At 38.7% G+C, this 17,004-nt stretch carries 16 protein-coding genes; 8 read left to right on the top strand and 8 right to left on the bottom strand.

What is annotated here, in order from left to right; translation table 11 throughout:
• Positions 1 to 63: 63 nt before the first annotated feature.
• Together CFK37_RS04545 and CFK37_RS04540 are read left to right on the top strand one after the other, a co-directional pair.
• Positions 64 to 1,110 (top strand): ArsR/SmtB family transcription factor, encoded by a 1,047-nt coding sequence (locus CFK37_RS04545; protein ID WP_089060769.1) that lies wholly within the window; start codon positions 64 to 66, stop codon positions 1,108 to 1,110.
• Between the two features lie 94 nt (positions 1,111 to 1,204).
• Positions 1,205 to 1,861: a reverse transcriptase-like protein gene (locus CFK37_RS04540; protein ID WP_089063541.1), complete on the top strand. Its 657-nt coding sequence runs from the start codon at positions 1,205 to 1,207 to the stop codon at positions 1,859 to 1,861.
• Between the two features lie 48 nt (positions 1,862 to 1,909).
• Here CFK37_RS04540 and CFK37_RS04535 read toward each other — a convergent pair whose 3' ends face one another.
• The gene (locus CFK37_RS04535; protein ID WP_245837315.1) at positions 1,910 to 2,929 is read right to left on the bottom strand and encodes a YeiH family protein; all 1,020 of its coding nucleotides are present in this window, start codon (positions 2,927 to 2,929) and stop codon (positions 1,910 to 1,912) included.
• A gap of 121 nt (positions 2,930 to 3,050) precedes the next feature.
• On the opposite strand from CFK37_RS04535, the gene CFK37_RS04530 reads away from it, so the two are divergent.
• Positions 3,051 to 3,965, top strand: coding sequence for a LysR family transcriptional regulator (locus CFK37_RS04530; protein ID WP_089060767.1), 915 nt, complete (start codon positions 3,051 to 3,053; stop codon positions 3,963 to 3,965).
• A gap of 21 nt (positions 3,966 to 3,986) precedes the next feature.
• Here CFK37_RS04530 and CFK37_RS04525 read toward each other — a convergent pair whose 3' ends face one another.
• The gene (locus CFK37_RS04525; RefSeq protein ID WP_089060766.1) at positions 3,987 to 5,972 is read right to left on the bottom strand and encodes an acetoacetate--CoA ligase; all 1,986 of its coding nucleotides are present in this window, start codon (positions 5,970 to 5,972) and stop codon (positions 3,987 to 3,989) included.
• A 568-nt stretch (positions 5,973 to 6,540) separates the two neighbouring features.
• Between CFK37_RS04525 and CFK37_RS04520 the strand changes: the two genes are divergently transcribed.
• Positions 6,541 to 7,095 (top strand): transposase, encoded by a 555-nt coding sequence (locus CFK37_RS04520; RefSeq protein WP_157724794.1) that lies wholly within the window; start codon positions 6,541 to 6,543, stop codon positions 7,093 to 7,095.
• On the opposite strand, the gene CFK37_RS04515 is transcribed toward CFK37_RS04520, so the two are convergent.
• Positions 7,046 to 7,615 (bottom strand): hypothetical protein, encoded by a 570-nt coding sequence (locus CFK37_RS04515; RefSeq protein ID WP_089060764.1) that lies wholly within the window; start codon positions 7,613 to 7,615, stop codon positions 7,046 to 7,048. The two genes, CFK37_RS04520 and CFK37_RS04515, sit on opposite strands and share 50 nt — an antisense overlap.
• Positions 7,616 to 8,121: 506 nt before the next feature.
• On the opposite strand from CFK37_RS04515, the gene CFK37_RS04510 reads away from it, so the two are divergent.
• On the top strand, positions 8,122 to 9,336 hold the full coding sequence (locus CFK37_RS04510; RefSeq protein ID WP_089060763.1) for a molybdopterin-dependent oxidoreductase: 1,215 nt from the start codon (positions 8,122 to 8,124) through the stop codon (positions 9,334 to 9,336).
• Positions 9,337 to 9,774: 438 nt separating this feature from the next.
• Here the strand turns inward: CFK37_RS04510 and CFK37_RS04505 are convergent, their stop codons facing one another.
• From CFK37_RS04505 to ltaS, 3 genes are all read right to left on the bottom strand, one after another.
• On the bottom strand, positions 9,775 to 10,020 hold the full coding sequence (locus CFK37_RS04505; RefSeq protein WP_425445361.1) for a DNA alkylation repair protein: 246 nt from the start codon (positions 10,018 to 10,020) through the stop codon (positions 9,775 to 9,777).
• 18 nt (positions 10,021 to 10,038) lie between these two features.
• A complete protein-coding gene (locus tag CFK37_RS04500; protein ID WP_089060761.1) occupies positions 10,039 to 10,212 on the bottom strand; it encodes a YfhD family protein in 174 nt (57 codons plus the stop codon).
• A 214-nt stretch (positions 10,213 to 10,426) separates the two neighbouring features.
• The gene (gene ltaS / locus CFK37_RS04495; RefSeq protein ID WP_089060760.1) at positions 10,427 to 12,364 is read right to left on the bottom strand and encodes a lipoteichoic acid synthase; all 1,938 of its coding nucleotides are present in this window, start codon (positions 12,362 to 12,364) and stop codon (positions 10,427 to 10,429) included.
• Between the two features lie 355 nt (positions 12,365 to 12,719).
• Here ltaS and CFK37_RS04490 point away from each other — a divergent pair, with 355 nt between their 5' ends.
• Positions 12,720 to 14,213, top strand: coding sequence for a peptide MFS transporter (locus CFK37_RS04490; RefSeq protein ID WP_089060759.1), 1,494 nt, complete (start codon positions 12,720 to 12,722; stop codon positions 14,211 to 14,213).
• Positions 14,214 to 14,287: 74 nt separating this feature from the next.
• Complete coding sequence (locus tag CFK37_RS20140) at positions 14,288 to 14,452, top strand: hypothetical protein (protein ID WP_172840457.1); 165 nt, start codon at positions 14,288 to 14,290, stop codon at positions 14,450 to 14,452.
• Between the two features lie 188 nt (positions 14,453 to 14,640).
• On the opposite strand, the gene CFK37_RS04485 is transcribed toward CFK37_RS20140, so the two are convergent.
• Entirely contained in the window at positions 14,641 to 15,210 is a 570-nt protein-coding gene (locus CFK37_RS04485) for a spore coat protein (RefSeq protein ID WP_089063540.1), read from the bottom strand.
• A 117-nt stretch (positions 15,211 to 15,327) separates the two neighbouring features.
• Entirely contained in the window at positions 15,328 to 15,786 is a 459-nt protein-coding gene (locus CFK37_RS04480; protein WP_089060758.1) for a hypothetical protein, read from the bottom strand.
• 88 nt (positions 15,787 to 15,874) lie between these two features.
• Here CFK37_RS04480 and CFK37_RS04475 point away from each other — a divergent pair, with 88 nt between their 5' ends.
• A complete protein-coding gene (locus CFK37_RS04475; protein WP_089060757.1) occupies positions 15,875 to 16,822 on the top strand; it encodes an MBL fold metallo-hydrolase in 948 nt (315 codons plus the stop codon).
• Positions 16,823 to 17,004: the final 182 nt, after the last annotated feature.

Below are 17,004 nucleotides of genomic sequence, written 5' to 3'. Positions count from 1 at the left end.
TATTATTGAATAAATAATTCAAAAGATATAGAATGAGTGTAATAATAGATACGAGGTGATGAGATGGAAATAGTAAACATGACAAGCAGAAAAAGGGAAACCTATCAAATTAAATTAGAGCATTCTTTACTATGGGAATGTGCACTAGGAATCGCAGCCGTTACAAATGAAAGGTTAATTGATACCCTGGAGAAGCCAGATGAGTACTGGAATGGAATTAAGCAATCCTTGTCCGAGAAAATGGTGGAAGAACTTAACTATGTAGAAGAGAACAATACCTGGAAGGCTTTGCTTCAACTTTTACACAGGAGGGAATTCACTTGTTTAACAGAGTTTAAAGCATTCATAAACAATCTTTCACCAAAGGAATTAATAACGTATTGCATCCCATTTATAGGTATGGACTATCAAGAACAGAGGGAACGAGCCGCACACGGTGATCCTTCCGCAATAATTGAATTAAAGAACGCCACTAAAGATAACCCGTTTTTCCCTGCATATATCGAATTTATATGTAAGGTTGGTTCGGATAAATTAAAAAAGCATCTATGTACTGTCATGGAAGGATGGTATCAGGCTGCCATTGAACCTGAAGCAGATAAAATACATGCTGTTCTAGAAAGGGATTATCAGGCAAAAAAAGTTATGAAGGAAAAAATGACTTCAGAAGAATTGGTTGAATGGGCGACAGGTGGGAGTGTTTATAATCCTGAACCAAGTGTCTACCATGTGCTCCTTATTCCACATTACGTGTATCGTCCATGGAATATCGAAGCAGATATCGCAGGTGTAAAAGTCTTTTATTATCCTGTTGCGAATGAAAGTATCCACCCTGGTGATGCCTATCAACCAGATAACTTTTTGATCCTTAAGCATAAAGCACTTGGTGATGAAGTGAGATTAAAGATTGTTAAGTATTTATCAGAGGGTGACTGCACCTTACAAGATATAACAAGTAAATTGGGTATGGGTAAATCAACTATTCATCATCATTTAAAAATTCTAAGGTCAGCAAAACTGGTAGAAATTAGTGATTCGAAATACCGGATAAAAAAGAATGCCTTAGGTGCATTGGCGAAGGAATTGCAGCAATTCCTTTATGAGAACTGATCATGCTAAGGAGAGTGATTTCCCGCAACCCAGTTGAAGTATATTTCCAGGCGACATAAGCCAGATTAAAGGTGCAGAAAGGTTGGAATCATTTATGAAGGTGAAATTAAAATGGTTATATAAAGGTAAGAAAACTGATGAGCTGGTGCTTGAATCGGACTGGACAACACAAGATACCATGGAGCATTTAATAAAAGATATCGAAAAAACGGGTCGTGTTAAAACGTTAGTTGTTATTGATGAGATGAGTAACGAATGGACCGTGAAGGAATTCGGTAAATTAAAATCAACAATTGAACAGGCACCTCATGACCCAGTTGTATACTTTGATGGTGGATTTGACCGAACCACAAGAACCGCTGGGTTAGGTGTTGTTATTTATTACAAAGAAAATCAGATGAGTTATCGTTTAAGAACAAATCGATTTATTGATTCGATGGAGACAAATAATGAAGCGGAATATGCAGCGTTGCATTATGCTGTGCTGCAACTGCAGGAAATGGGTGTCCATCATCTCCCATGTACATTCAAAGGTGATGCACAGGGTATTATTAAACAGCTATTAGGTGAATGGCCATGCTACGAAGAAAATCTAAATAAGTGGCTTGATCGCATTGAACATCGGTTAGCGGAGCTTGGGATAAAGCCTGACTACGAGGTTATCAATCGTAAGGATAATAAAGAAGCGGACTGGCTTGCAGGGCAGGCGCTAAAGAGAGTAGATATACACAGCAAAAAAGAATTAGGATAGAAAATTTCCGGTTGATGAGGACATAGAGCCCACCAACCGGAACTGAAATTAGATAGTAAAATAAGCTAACACGGAGAGACATAAAGAAGCAATTGTCATTGCCACTAATGGCCGCAATGCTCTAGTTCGCAAATCGCGCAGGCTTACATTAAGTCCAAGCCCTACCATGGCAGCAGTTAATAACCAATCTGTAATCGAGAAAACGACTTTCATAACATCGTCAGATACAGGAATGGAATGACCAAATACGTAGCTTCCTAAAACACTTAGCAGGATAAAACCAAGCAGGAAATATGGAAATTCAATTTTTGCGTCCGGTTGCTCAGAGCTTTTAGTTTTACGTTTCATGATATAGATAAAGATAAAGCAAACCGGAATAAGTAGAAATACGCGACCCAACTTTGCAAGTAGCGCAATTGCTAAAGGATCGTCTCCTGCTGGTGCAGCTGCAAGTGCTACTTGGGCAACCTCGTGAATGCTGGATCCTGTCCAAATACCATACTCAATCGGAGAAAACGGTAAAAGCGGCCCGATAATCGTGTAGCCAATTGCAAAAACCGTTCCCATAAGTGCAATAATACCAACTCCAATAGCGGTATCCTCATCTTTCGCTTTTACAATTGGTGCAACGGCCGCAATTGCTGCAGCACCACAAATCCCTGTCCCTACACCTAGTAATAACGAAATTGATTTGTCAGCTTTTAACGCTTTTGCAAGCCAGACAGTTACAAAGATGGCAAAAACAATCATCAAAGCATCCCGGGCGAGCAATCCCAGGCCATCCTGGATAACGGTATCAATGTTTAGCTTTAGCCCGTATAAAATGATGGCGGTCCGAAGTAATCTTTTCGATGAAAAGCCAATCCCTGATCGGATAGCTTCAGGGTATCCTGCTATTTGCCGATAAACCACCGCAATAATGATGGCGCATGCTAATTGTCCAATGCGATCGAATCCTGGTACCATTGCTAATAAATAACCTAAAAATGCAATTAAAAAAGTAAATGCAATTCCGCCAAGCCATTTTTCGAACGGCGGTCTAGTTTTATCTGTTTTTTGTGAAACCATGGTGACACCTCCCATATTTAGGATAGTAGATTTCTGTTGATAAGAAAAATAAATCATTATGATAGTTATAATAAGCAAAATGATATAATGGTAATAATTTATATCAGGGGTGATAAAAAGGATGGACCAACATCTACAGGTATTTGTAACGGTAGTTGAGAAGCAGAACTTTTCACGGGCGGCTGAAGAATTACATATGACTCAGCCAGCTGTAAGCCAGTATATTCGCACACTTGAAAGTAATATTGGGACGAGATTACTAGAACGCAGCAATAAATATGTTCGATTGAACAAGGTTGGGGAAATCGTGTACCACCATGCAAAAGAAATTTTAGGATTATATACAAAAATGCAGACACTCGTTGATGATGTAACAAACGTGGCGAGCGGGCCAATCTCCATAGGAGCAAGTTACACGTTTGGTGAATATGTACTCCCGCATATTATTGCTAACTTACAAGAGACTTATCCAGATATACAGCCAACCGTGACCATTGGCAATACAACTGAGATTGCTTCATTGGTTGATACACATCAATTGGATGTAGGTATAGTTGAAGGTCATTCTAAAGATCAGAAATTAATGGTCGAAGCGTTTGCGGATGATCAAATGGTTGTGGTGGCAGCCCCAATAAGCGTTTTAAGTAATGAGCAAGGCTTTATCAATATAGACGCATTGGCAGAACAAACATGGATTGTACGCGAAAAAGGGTCAGGAACGAGGGAGGCCACAGAAAAGATGTTCGGTCAATTAGGAATTCGGCCAGCAAAATTGATGAGCTTTGGCAGCACTCAACCGATTAAGGAATCAGTTGAAGCGGGCTTAGGTATTAGTCTGATGTCGAAGTGGGCTATCCAAAAGGAATTGAAAAATGGAGATTTATGCACACTGAAGGTAACAGGGCTTCCATTTACCAGACAATTTTCCATTGTTACCAAATCCCCTTTTCAGACAAAAGCTCTAGAGGTATTTATTGCATTATTGCGGAATAATAAACCATTAACAACATTGGAAGATATGAAAAAGCCACAGTGAATTAACTGTGGCTGTTCATACTTAAGCCTTCTGGTGCTTTTTTGCAAATTCCACGAAATAATCCAACGATGACGGATTACTTAATGATCCTTGATTGACTACTTTTTTTACTGATTTACCCTTTAATATTTTCTTTACAGGTATTTCCAGTTTTTTGCCGTTTAATGTTTTTGGCAAATCTGGCACACTGTAAATTGCAGTCGGAACGTGCCTTGGTGAGCACTGTGTACGAATTTGTTTTTTGATGGCCTGTTTTATGTCATCAGTTAGTTCGGTATTTTCTTTCATTAAAACGAATAATGGAACAGATGAATCTCCATCTCCATCTGGAATATCGACAATCAAACTGTCGGCTACTGCACTAACCTGATCAACTGCCCGGTATATTTCACTTGTGCCAATCCGGATTCCACCGCGATTAATCGTCGCATCCGATCGCCCATAAATCACACATGTATCCCGGTCCGTAACCTTTAAATAGTCACCATGACGCCATATTCCTGGAAATACATCAAAATAGCTGTCATGAAGCCGGCTGCCATCTTTGTCATTCCAAAAATAAATGGGCATAGAAGGAAAGGGCTCAGTTAAAACAAGCTCGCCAACTACGTTTATTGCAGGCTTTCCCTCGTCAGTAAAGCTTTCAATTTTAGCGCCAAGTCCCCGGCATTGTAGCTCCCCGGCGTAAACCGGTAAAATTGGAGCGCCCAGAATAAATGCCGTGCATACGTCTGTTCCGCCACTGGATGAGGCAATCCAGAGGTCGTCTTTCACATTATCGTAGCACCACTGAAAGCCTTCTGGTGGTAATGGTGAGCCAGTCGAACTAATATTTTTCAAATGCTGTAAATTAAATTCTTCTTTTGGAACAAGACCATCCTTCATGCAAGCAGTAATGTAACTTGCACTTGTCCCAAATACGGTCATTTTTGTTTGTTCGGCCATTTTCCAAAGCATTTTTTTGTCAGGGTAACCAGGATTTCCATCATATAAAATAATCGTACTGCCAGTCAGTAATCCGCCAACAAGAAAGTTCCACATCATCCAGCCTGTTGTGGTAAACCAAAAAAACCGGTCGCTCTCATCCAAATCAGCATGGAAGGTCAATGCCTTCAGATGCTCCATTAAAATACCACCCTGACTTTGAACAATGGGTTTTGGTTTTCCCGTTGTTCCTGAGGAGAAGAGCACCCATAGCGGGTCATTAAAAGGGACACGCTCAAAGTTAAGTGTCAATTCCCGTTTAGAAGTAACAGCATGCTTCCAGCTAGTAACGTTCTTCAGTCCATCAAACGTTGCATTTTCATTAAGGTAAGGAATCGCAATAGTTGCTTCCAGCGTAGGTAACTCGGATTGTATATTTTCTACTACAGATGTGCGGTCGAAATCTTTACCACTATAACGATAGCCATCGACAGTAACCATTACTTTAGGCTCTATTTGTTTAAATCGATCAATGACACTTTGTGTACCGAAGTCAGGTGATGCACTTGACCAGATTGCACCAAGGCTTGCAGTTGCCAGGAATGCTACAACGGACTCATAGATATTTGCTACATAGGCAACAATTCGGTCACCTTTTTCTACACCCAGGTATTTGAGCGTTAATTGTAATGCCGCCGTATCCTGATATAACTGATCCCAGGATATTTCTGTTTGGTCTCTTAATTCAGATGTGTGAATAATGGCTGGTTTATGACGATCACGGTTTTGAAAAATATGTTCTGTATAGTTGATCTTCGAACCCGTAAACCAGTTTGCGCCAGGCATCTCATGGCTTGTTAAAACAGTCTGATAATCTTCCTTGGATTGTATTTGGAAATAATCCCATAACGATGCCCAAAAGAGTTCTAATTCATCAACGGACCATTTCCAGAGAGAATGATAATTATCAAAGTGTAAGTCTTTATGTTTTTTTAACCAATTCATATAATCATAGATATTTGAATTTTGTTTTCGCTTTTCGCTAGGTTCCCAAAGCAATGTACCTTCTTCTGTTCGCGCCATAATAAACCCTCCTGAAAGTTCAATCATATTACCATTATATGAAACCGCTTACCGGGTGTAAAGCAAATGAGGATGAAAGATCATTGAAATTAATAATACCTGTGCTACTATATTCATAGAATCTTAAAATAACCAGAACCCAAAATGGAGGCCACTGAAAAAGTTAAAACATAATACAAAATAGGTGGATCTATCAGCGCATCTTGAATATACTGCGCTTTCCGCGGGCGAGTGACGAGCCCAATGGCATCAAGTTAAGCTACCAATAATTTACAAATAAATGGATTGTAAGTCTAATGGCTATCGTTGATTCATTAAATAGTTTAGTTACGGACTAAAAAAGTCAATACGATGCCCGAGACTTGAACTTTTATTTTTTCAAGCCTCTCATTTTTATTTACTATGTCCTGTCAATAATGTATATTGAAAGAGAGAGAATTTATAGACACCTTTTTTGGCTATGGGAGTACTTATTCGATTTCAACACCATGTTACGCGGATAACGTCTTCCTGGCCGAATAGGTGTCTTATTTCTTAAGATCTCCTGCATCATACTCCTAAACATCTTTTGCTGGTAATAGGATTAAAAAATGACCTTATTTTGTTTGATAGAGGTTATCCATCTAGAAAATTCATTGCATTCTTAGAAGAATGCGGGATCAAGTACGTGATGCGTTGTCAGAAAGGAACGATGCTGGAGGTCACACAGGCTAAAGATTCCGATCAAAACATAGGGATTGTATGGAAAGACGAAACTTTAACTGCCCGTGTACTAAGATTTCAATTGGATTCTGGTATAGAAGAAGTATTGGTCACAAACGTATTGGAGGAGACACTTGGTATTACAGAATTTAAAGATCTATATTTTAAACGTTGGGGAATTGAGAGCAAATATGACGAATTAAAAAACAAACTACAAATTGAAAATTTTACAGGATATACGCCACTTGCGATTGAACAAGATTTTTATGCATCCTTGTACTTAATAAACATGGTAAGTCTGCTAAAAAATGAGGCGAATGAAATAATCAATCATGGTGACAAGGGAAAAAAGTTAAAATACACCTACAAAGTTAATACATCAGCTCGTTTATCATATCCATTGCCATATCTCGTTCGCTAGACTTATATGGGGCAATTTTGGAAGTTAAAATAATGTCGTTCTCGATGTCGTGAATACATGATGCTCTTGCCCGAGCATAAGAAGTGGTTTGATTGTGAACATACCCAAAGCGACCTCTTAGACTTTTTGTATTATTGAGTTCGAAAACGGAACCATCAATCGCACAAAGTCTATAACCATTGAAGGTCTTAAAAGAATTATCCTTATAAAACCACGCTACAACTGCGTTTGCTAATTTGATAAAAGCCGAAGGCGAAATCTTCTTTCTTGCCTGTGAATACCCCTGCTTTGATATGCTTACATTGGCTGGATTCAACACTTTAAAAAATGCATCCAGTTCGAGTTGGATACTCTTTTTCACAAAAAACAAACTAAAAAGAATGGTACTTTTAAAACTTAATTTGTTATTTCCTTCACGTGTGAAATAAGTAGGTTTCATGCGCGATTCACACATAAAAACAACATCATTTAACATACTCTTGGTTACATCAACTGCTTCTAAAAAAGTCTTTTTCCCCATTTATATCACCAGCCTCGTTTGGATATACCAAAAAATGGTATTCAAACGAATTTTTGGGGTATTTTTTAAAAATGCAAGGGTCTTTTTACCTGTTTATTGAATTTTTTTCTTTTTGCTTTAAAATTTAATAGTACTTCCATTAATTGTAAACTTAACTTGATGCCATTGGTGACCAGCCTCCTCGGACTGCCGTCCTCCGGGGTCTCGTCGATCTCTCACTTCCCGCAGGAGTCTCCGTATATTCAAGATGCTAAGTTAAGGTGAAAAGTGAAATTTTTAAAATCCACAACTTTTTCCGTGCCCTCACCAAAATGATGCTAGGGTCTGCCGAAAAATTGCAACTCAAAATACTGTTAATTAGCAACGTATATTACGGAGAGGTGGATGTGTTCCAGACTCCCTAGATTCATTTCCCTCATTATCTTCGCAACCTTTCTATTTTACTGACCGAACTGTTAGGCCTATACTGACATTGTAAACGTTTTATTACATAGGAGGGGAGCAGTATGAACTGGAGACTATTTTGTAAACGTAAGCTTAATTTTGGAAAAAGATTAGTTCGAATTCATCATTCCAACGCTGTATTGTTTTTATTATTAAGTATAACTGGTTTTATTCTATTCTCCACTGCTTTTCGCTCCACTTTTCCCGGGATGCGCGTAGATATCAAGAACGCTCATATCTGGATTGGGTTTATCAGTATTCTGCCGCTCTTTTTTTATTTGCCTAAAATAACCAGGCATTTAAAACGACTTCGGAAGCGGTTGAAACATAGAAATAATTTGTTCTTCGTACTTACAATCTTAGTGTCATTACTTATTTCCGGATTATTCTTAACCTTTCAAAGGTCAATTTCGCCTATTTTTAGTTCGTTCATGTTGTTTGTTCATGACATGGCTACTTGGATCGGTGTGCCATACGTTATTTATCATAGTGTTACAAGAAGCAAAATCTTTAAACGTTTTGAAAGTGGTCAAACACCTAAAGTTCCAGTACCCGTTGAAGATGGCAATCCGATTCTAAAGAGGCGGACCTTTTTAAAAAAGGCAACAGGTGGAACGATAATGATTATTTCCTTACCCTTTATTGGGAAATGGTTGAGCGCGTATATTCCATCAGGCAGCACTTTTTCATCTGAGGTACACGCGAATGAGTTTACACCTCTGCCAAAGCCCAAGCCAAAATCAAAACCGCCTATAGGTGGGGGAAGAAATGGACAGTTTCGCTACTACACTGTTACAGAAATGCCTACATTAACAAATAAGAATTGGAGCTTTACAATTGATGGCCTGGTTGAGAGGCCGAAAACGTATCGCTGGAAAGAATTTCTGGAATTAGGACGTGATGTCCAGGTTAGTGACTTTCACTGTGTTACCGGGTGGAATGTATATGATGTAACATGGGAAGGTATTCCGTTAAAACGCTTCTTAGAGTCGGCCGCCATTAAACCTGAGGCCAAATATCTGAAGTTCTATTCTGCCGATGGTGTGTATACCGACACATTGACAGTTGACCAGGCCATGCTTGATGATGTTATGATTGCCATGCTGATAGATGGGAAGCTTATTAGCAAGCAGAACGGTGGTCCTGTGCGGTTAATTGTCCCGAAGATGTATGCTTATAAATCTGTAAAATGGCTAAACCGGATAGAACTGATTGACAATGAACACATCGGCTTTTGGGAACAGCGCGGCTATTCCAAAGATGCCTGGGTAAAATAAAAAAAACAGTATCTCCACATATAAAAGGGAGGTACTGTTTTTCGGTTTCTTACACTCTGAGAAAGTATAATCTGTACCGGTATAAAGTATAAAAGTTTACTTGACGAGCAGCCTAGCCTGGGCAGTTTAAACTCGGGCGAGGGAGTGCTGAACTCAGGCGAGAAATGGTGGAACTTGGGAGAGAGCATGTCCAACTCGGGAGAGAAATAGCTGTCTCCCGAGTTGAAGGTTCTGTCTCCTGAGTCAAAGATGCTATGGCCCAAGTTCAGCTTGTTGTCTCCTGACCTGGCTTGGTTTTCTCCCGAGTTTTTTATCAATCTGTCTGGTATTAGGTTTACATCATCGCTCTGTTTTGTGTTCCCTTTACTCTTAGGTCTTAGTCAGTCCACCAAACTCACATAGAGCCCTACATAAGTTTTTCAGGGACGGTTTTCAATCTCATTTACGATTATACTCGGCATACTTTATGAAAGTATGTTCATCCTCAATTACGCCGCAGGATCCACATTGTATCTTGTACTTTGGCCCATTATACTGGGTGTGGAATATCTCTGGATTGTCATTTGTATAATCATTTAGTACATCTCCTGTTTGCGGATCCAGTTTGACTGGTTTAGCCACTTGTTCAATGATATTAAAACGTGAACGGTTAGTTTTGCAGTTAGGGCAAAGGTACTGTTGCAAAGTCATACACCTCCTACCTTATTTCTTTTTAGCGCGTTTGTCTGCTGCTTGGCTTCTTTCCTGCGCTTCCTTGTCCTCGTGATCAGCAAATTCCTCTGAGAACTCAATGTCTCTTCCATCCTTTATATCGCTTTTAGGGGTTTGCGCTAAACGATTTCTTCCTTTTGATTTATTGTGTTCATCTCTTCCCATTACAATCCACCTCTTTTGATATAGTTTCCATTAGTATGTGCAGTCTTTTTAAATCCTATTAGAAATTAGAAAATCTTGGCTTGTCGCCAAGAACTAATGGCGAAAGCCTTAGATTTTTTTATACTTTATACCGATAAAGATTTATACTTTCTTAAAGTGTAAAAAAGAAGTAATCAATGGATTTAATCCAGTTGATTACTTCTTATCTGTAAAATTATTCTTCTTGGTGCGAATTTTTCCCGTAAGAGAATTGCGATGTGTCTACATCTTCCCAGTTTTCATTTGGTGTATAGAACCGAAGAAGGTCACCGTATAATACTTCATCGGATAGTTCCAGTTCATGACGTACGGTTTTCTGCTTTTCTTTCATTTTCTCGGTCGGCTCAATTTTTTCGCCTGTATCATTATCGAAGAATTGACCGCCAACAACCGTATATTCTGGCGTAATATAGTCACCATCACGAAATACTACATAATCTTTGTGTCCTTTTGAAAACATGTCTGTACCAAATTGAATGTAGTCTTGTGAATTAATACCAAGTAAATGCAATAGGGTTGGCATAACATCAACCTGACCAGAATATTCGTGATCTACACCTTTACCGTCTACTCCAGGAATTTTAATGAAAAATGGAACACGTTGTAATTGTGTGTGCTTAAAGTCAGTAATTTTCTCGCCAGTGATTTGTTTCATTGCTTGGTTATGATTTTCTGAAATGCCGTAATGGTCTCCGTAAATCATAATAACGGAATCCTTGTATAATCCAGCTTCTTTTAAATCATCAAAGAACTGCTTTAACGATTCATCCAAATATCTTGCAGTTTGGAAATACCTGTCAACAGATGGATCCCCTGTGTTTGCCGGTTCAATCGATGCTTCATCTGGACTGATTAGATATGGATGATGGTTCGTTAATGTCATCATATGAGCATAAAATGGCTCTTCTAATGATTCAAGCATTGGAATTGATTGTTTGAAAAATGGTTTATCCTTTAAACCATAGTTAATAACATTTTCTTCATTCATGTCGTAATAACTTGAGTCAAAGAACCTATCGACTCCAAATTCTTTGTAAATCTCGTCGCGGTTCCAGAAGCTTTTATTATCACCATGGAATACTGCTGACGTATAGTCTTCTTTACTTTGACCTAATATTGCTGGTAAGGCCTGATACGTATTATTCCCCTTTGTAACAAATGCTGCTCCTTGAGGCAATGGATATAACGATGTATCCATGATCAATTCAGCATCAGCCGTTTTCCCTTGGGCAGTTTGGTGGAAGAAATTATCGAAATACGTAAAGTTCTTGCTTTCATCGTGCACCAATGAATTTAAGAACGGTGTTACTTCCTCACCATGCAGCTTATAATCAATTAGAAATGATTGGAATGACTCAAGATGAATTTTGATAACATTTTTACCCTCTGCGACTCCAAATAATTCCTTATTAGGTTCTGCATACTTGTTTTTTGTATAATTTTCTACTTCTGTAATATCACTGCTATCTGCCAGTACACGCTGTGTTGAAGAACGCAGCGTTTGATACGCGTCATATATAGCAAAGTTGTATGAACCTAAATACTTCACAATATAGTTACGGTCAAATGTTCTTGTCAACAATTCTGGACGATCAGCCTCAGCTAGTCCCAGATTAATCGTAAATGCCATAACTCCAGCGGCAAGAATTAATAATGGTTTTCTTTTTGGCATACGAGCAACAGACCAATTATTTTTAGACCAAACAAACAATGCAATCAGTATAATAATATCCAATGCATAGAGTAAGTCATGCCAAGCTACTAAATTGGCAATGCTGCCGCCTAAACTACCAAAGTTGTCAGTCTGCGTCAGCGTTGGTAGAGTAATATAATCAGTAGCTGACCGATAGTAAACGACATTTGCATACAGCATAAAACTCATTAAAGCGTCTATGATAATGATCCAAATCCCTGCACGTTTCCCCTTTGCAAATAAAGCAAAACCGAGGAAAATTAATGCCGAGCTTATTGGGTTAATGAATAATAGGAACTCTTGTATACTATTTTGTATATCAAGGTTAAATTCATAGACATATATTAAATAAGATTTTATCCATAGTAAAAGTACTGCAACGAAAAAGAACCCCATTTTTGACAAAGGTTTTTTCTTCATTGTTTTCACCTCAAATTTTCATTTTTTAAATCAATTTTATAATCATGTACATCGATACTTTAGTTTAACGGAATTTCACCTTTGATTCAACCCCGTTCACAAATATTACACATATGTAATGGTAAAGTAATAAGTGATTTTATTGCGATAGTTTCTAAATTTGCGTCAATTGACAAATGGAAAAAGTCCGAATATCATTGTGCTGTTGCCTTTTTTGCGAGTAAAAGAAATAATTAAATTGACAGAAAAATTTTTACTTTTACACGCAAAAAAATCCAGAAAATTATGTATACATCTTTCGCTGTTTAAAAGGCGAAATTAAATTTTCTACTATTAAAAAGGAGCTAAAAGACATATGGAAAACTTTGACCGACAAAAGATTGTCCAAAGTGTCCCTCAACGAGGATTTTTTGGACAACCAAAGGGTTTGTTCACACTTTTTTTCACTGAATTTTGGGAGCGCTTTTCTTACTATGGAATGCGCGCTATTTTACTATTTTACATGTACACCGAGGTTGTCGACGGCGGACTCGGAATTAGTACGGAAACTGCTACTTCCATCATGGCCATCTACGGTGCGCTTGTATACATGACCGGAGTAATTGGCGGCTGGATTTCGGATCGTCTGCTCGGCGGTCAGCAAACTGTGTTCTATGGCGGCATACTCATTATGATGGGTCATATTGTCCTTGCATTGCCAATTGGAGTAACTGGGTTATTTCTATCTATGCTGTTTATCATTCTTGGTACAGGTTTATTGAAACCAAACGTTTCCAATGTTGTCGGGGACATGTACAGCCCTAAAGATAACCGACGTGATTCAGGCTTTAGTATCTTTTACATGGGAATCAACATGGGCGCACTTATTGCACCACTTATCGTTGGTACTGTTGGGCAAGAATACAATTACCATCTAGGCTTCAGTTTAGCTGCAATAGGAATGTTCCTTGGTTTAGTTGTGTTTGTTGTAACCCGTAAGAAATACCTTGGACTAGCTGGTACCTATGTAGCTAATCCATTAGGAGATGCAGAAAAGAAAAAGGTTATTAAACGTTTTGGAATTGGTGCTGTAATCATTGCAATTTTATTGGCGATTACTATTCCAACGAATATCCTGACGATTACAACATTTACCTATTTAATTAGCTTCCTTGGTATAGCTATCCCAACTGCATACTTTATTGTTATGTATCGCAGTCCCAAAACGGATGCCGATGAACGTTCACGTATCCTTGCTTACATTCCATTATTTATTGCTTCAATGGTGTTCTGGGCAATTCAGGAGCAAGGATCGATTATCTTAGCACTTTATGCAAAGGAACGTACAGAACTAAGTTTCCTTGGTTTTGATATTTATGCATCATGGTTCCAATCACTGAACCCGCTATTCATTATTATCCTCGCACCGGTATTCGCGAGCCTATGGATGAAACTTGGAGATCGCCAACCATCAACACCTAAAAAGTTCTCCTTAGGTATTATACTTGGCGGAATTTCATTTATGATATTAATTTTCCCTGCTGTAATAAATGGTACGGAAACACTTGTAAGTCCATTATGGTTAGTACTAAGTTTCTTCTTAGTTGTACTTGGGGAGCTTTGTTTATCTCCTGTAGGGTTATCTGCTACAACCAAGCTGGCACCTGCAGCATTCTCCGCACAAACAATGAGCTTATGGTTCATGTCAAATGCAGCTGGACAAGCAGTTAACGCCCAAATTGTAAAACTGTATGATCCATCAACGGAAATCTTTTACTTTGGTATCATTGGTGGTATTGCCGTATTACTTGGTTTTATCCTATTCGCATTTTCTAAAAAAATTCAAGTCTTCATGCGTGGCGTATTATAATGATGTTTCACATGTATATTTTTATTAATCGGTTAGAAACTAATTGGTAGCAATATACATGGAGGTTGATGAAGATGGTGGAAAGAGAAAATACGTGTCTTGCCTGCGAAGGAACCGGCATGCTTTCCGATGACGAAGGCTGGCAGTACAAATGCAGTGTTTGTGATGGTGAAGGCGTGAAAAACGGTGAACCGACCCGGATAATGGATGTAGATCCAACTAATCGATTACTGGATTAAACACCAAGGGCTATCTATTCATGATTTTGAATAGATAGCCCTTTTTTACTTTTTTATAAGAATCTGTCTAGCTCCAGCGCCCAGAAGCTGCCGTCATAAGCAATGGACACGACGAACGCCAAGCCCATGCGTTCTACGGTCCCTTGCTTATGCGTCCGCTTCTAAACGGGCCCTTCCGCTTTTCTTAGCTAGTGTGGCATGGTTCCCTGGGTTGGTGCAAAGCTGTTCATGATTAATTGCATATCCTGCGCAGGTAATTGTGCTACCTGATAATATTGATTCTTATTCTGGAATAAAAATACTTCATATGCCATTTCGATGATGTTGGGAACACTGTCGGAGAATACACGTCTAAGAACTGGGTTAGTAGTTTCAAGTGCTGTCATCGTAAAAGTTGACGCTGTTGATTTCATTACGCCAAGCATATATCCCGAAACACATTCGTCATTTATTTGACTAACAGATTGACTAGGAGACTTTGGTGCTGACGGTTGCATTCCATATATGACATCATTGCTTTCAGCCATATTATACGTCTGTGTTTTGACTGTTGGCTCTTGACCTGTTTTCAATGTCTCAACAATTGTGTTATAAAGCTGTGTCAAAAATGTATGGTGACGTTGTTCCATCGCTTTTAACTCAGGACTTTGGATGTGCTGTTCATACAATAAATATTGTTCCAATCCACCAGTTAATGTTGATAATGCTTCATGAGTATCAAATAACTCATTTCCGCCATGACTGATTTGTGCTGGCATTTCAGATGTACCTGTCAGGTTTTGGTTTTGCTGTTGATTTTGAAATTGCACGTTAAAAAGCCTCCTTAAAGTTAATCAGGGTTATTTTTTGCTAAAACCGACTTCTTATACAGATACTTAGGATGGGTTATTTGCCACTTTTTTCTTGAACGCTTCCAGCTTCTTGGTGCTATCTTTTAGTAATTGTCCTATGTTTGCCAGGTTGGGTTGTTCTTTCTTTGCCTCAGCCAGCAATGGATAGAGACTTTTCTCAATGTTTTCGTAGTCATCGGGATACTTTTCTTCCACCTGTTTTTCAATTTTGTCCCAGTTTTCTCCCACCTTTTCAGCAATCCCCTTTAATTTCTTTTTGTTTTCGGTGGCTTTCATTACTACAGACTTTAATTCGTTTAACGAAGCTAGAACTTGATTAAGTCCGTTCATTAATGAAGGTGTTTCACTGCTCATCACCTCCACGGACGAATGGTTACTGGATAACTCATTGCCTTGTTGCGCAGTGTTATTTTCTCCATCGTTATTTAATGAAACAGCAACTACTACCATTATTGTTAATACGAGGTACAAAATAGTTTTCATATCAATATTCCTCCTTTATTGGCTAATATTTCTTAGTATGTTAAATTATTGATAGTTTATACTGGCATTTTAGGGTAGGAGGGAAGGGATGGAAATGAAAAAACCAATACGAATAGATGACCGTATATACCTAATTGATGGATTCGACTTAGGAAAACCGGAACGCACCGGTACATATGTAATTGAAGAAGATGAGCTCACTTTGATTGAAACAGGGCCAAGTCCATCAGTTAAATATGTTAAGTCCGGTTTGGATTCACTGGGTTTCGCATTGGAGGAAGTAAAATATATTATCGTTACACATGTTCATTTAGACCATGCTGGCGGGGCAGGCTTGTTAGTAAGAGATTGTCCGAATGCTAAAGTTGTGGTTCACCCAAGGGGTGCGCGTCATTTAGCTGCACCAAAAAAACTTGCAGCAGGCGCTCGCGCCGTATATGGAGAAAGCTTCACGGAATTATTTGATCCAATCGTTCCTATTGAGGAAGATAAACTAATCGTCAAAGGAGAAGGGGAGGAACTAAAAATAGGATCTGATTGTACACTGGAATTTTTTGATACACCTGGTCACGCGAAGCACCATTTCAGTATTTACGATCCTGTTAGTAATGGAATCTTTACCGGAGACACCGTAGGAATCCGTTATCAGCAGCTAGTTCGTGATGGAATTGACTTCTTTCTGCCGTCTACCTCACCAAATCACTTTGACCCTGTAGCAATGCAAACATCGATTAATCGAGTAAGGGCATTACATGTAGACCGAATTTATTTCGGGCACTTTGGAATGACTACAAAAATTGACAAGGCTTTGGACCAGGTATCCGAATGGCTGGATGTTTTTGTGGAAGAAGGGGAGAAAGTATACGCTTCTAAGGGTGGCTATGCTGAGCTAGCGAACAGGTTGGTGTTTCGCGTGAAAGAATATTTGGGATCTATACATGTATCTGATGAGCATGATGTTTATTATTTAATAAATTTAGATATGCAAGTAAGTTCCTTAGGGATTATTGATTATTTCCAAAAGCTGAAAATTTAAATTAGGGCCTAGTATCTGCCCGTATATTGACAAGTACTAGGCGCGCTAATATACATAAAACTCGGATAGAAACCGATGGCAAATGGTTTTATATATTATAAAACAGGGAATATGTCAGAGACATAATACAAATACTAAGAAAGGCGCAAGCGCCCCGTTTAGAAGCGGACGCATAAGCAAGG

The organism is Virgibacillus phasianinus (assembly GCF_002216775.1).
Classification (GTDB): Bacteria; Bacillota; Bacilli; order Bacillales; family Amphibacillaceae; genus Virgibacillus_F; species Virgibacillus_F phasianinus.
Note: the sequence above shows the minus strand (reverse complement) of the source record. Positions and strands in the feature narration are given on the sequence as shown.

Bases quoted from the DNA above. Each gene is read 5' to 3' on its own strand.
- CFK37_RS04545 (WP_089060769.1), top strand. From the start codon at position 64: ATGGAAATAGTAAACATGACAAGCAGAAAAAGGGAAACCTATCAAATT.
- CFK37_RS04540 (WP_089063541.1), top strand. From the start codon at position 1,205: ATGAAGGTGAAATTAAAATGGTTATATAAAGGTAAGAAAACTGATGAG.
- CFK37_RS04535 (WP_245837315.1), bottom strand. From the start codon at position 2,929: ATGGTTTCACAAAAAACAGATAAAACTAGACCGCCGTTCGAAAAATGG.
- CFK37_RS04530 (WP_089060767.1), top strand. From the start codon at position 3,051: ATGGACCAACATCTACAGGTATTTGTAACGGTAGTTGAGAAGCAGAAC.
- CFK37_RS04525 (WP_089060766.1), bottom strand. From the start codon at position 5,972: ATGGCGCGAACAGAAGAAGGTACATTGCTTTGGGAACCTAGCGAAAAG.
- CFK37_RS04515 (WP_089060764.1), bottom strand. From the start codon at position 7,615: ATGGGGAAAAAGACTTTTTTAGAAGCAGTTGATGTAACCAAGAGTATG.
- CFK37_RS04510 (WP_089060763.1), top strand. From the start codon at position 8,122: ATGAACTGGAGACTATTTTGTAAACGTAAGCTTAATTTTGGAAAAAGA.
- CFK37_RS04500 (WP_089060761.1), bottom strand. From the start codon at position 10,212: ATGGGAAGAGATGAACACAATAAATCAAAAGGAAGAAATCGTTTAGCG.
- ltaS (WP_089060760.1), bottom strand. From the start codon at position 12,364: ATGAAGAAAAAACCTTTGTCAAAAATGGGGTTCTTTTTCGTTGCAGTA.
- CFK37_RS04490 (WP_089060759.1), top strand. From the start codon at position 12,720: ATGGAAAACTTTGACCGACAAAAGATTGTCCAAAGTGTCCCTCAACGA.
- CFK37_RS20140 (WP_172840457.1), top strand. From the start codon at position 14,288: ATGGTGGAAAGAGAAAATACGTGTCTTGCCTGCGAAGGAACCGGCATG.
- CFK37_RS04485 (WP_089063540.1), bottom strand. From the start codon at position 15,210: ATGCCAGCACAAATCAGTCATGGCGGAAATGAGTTATTTGATACTCAT.
- CFK37_RS04480 (WP_089060758.1), bottom strand. From the start codon at position 15,786: ATGAAAACTATTTTGTACCTCGTATTAACAATAATGGTAGTAGTTGCT.
- CFK37_RS04475 (WP_089060757.1), top strand. From the start codon at position 15,875: ATGGAAATGAAAAAACCAATACGAATAGATGACCGTATATACCTAATT.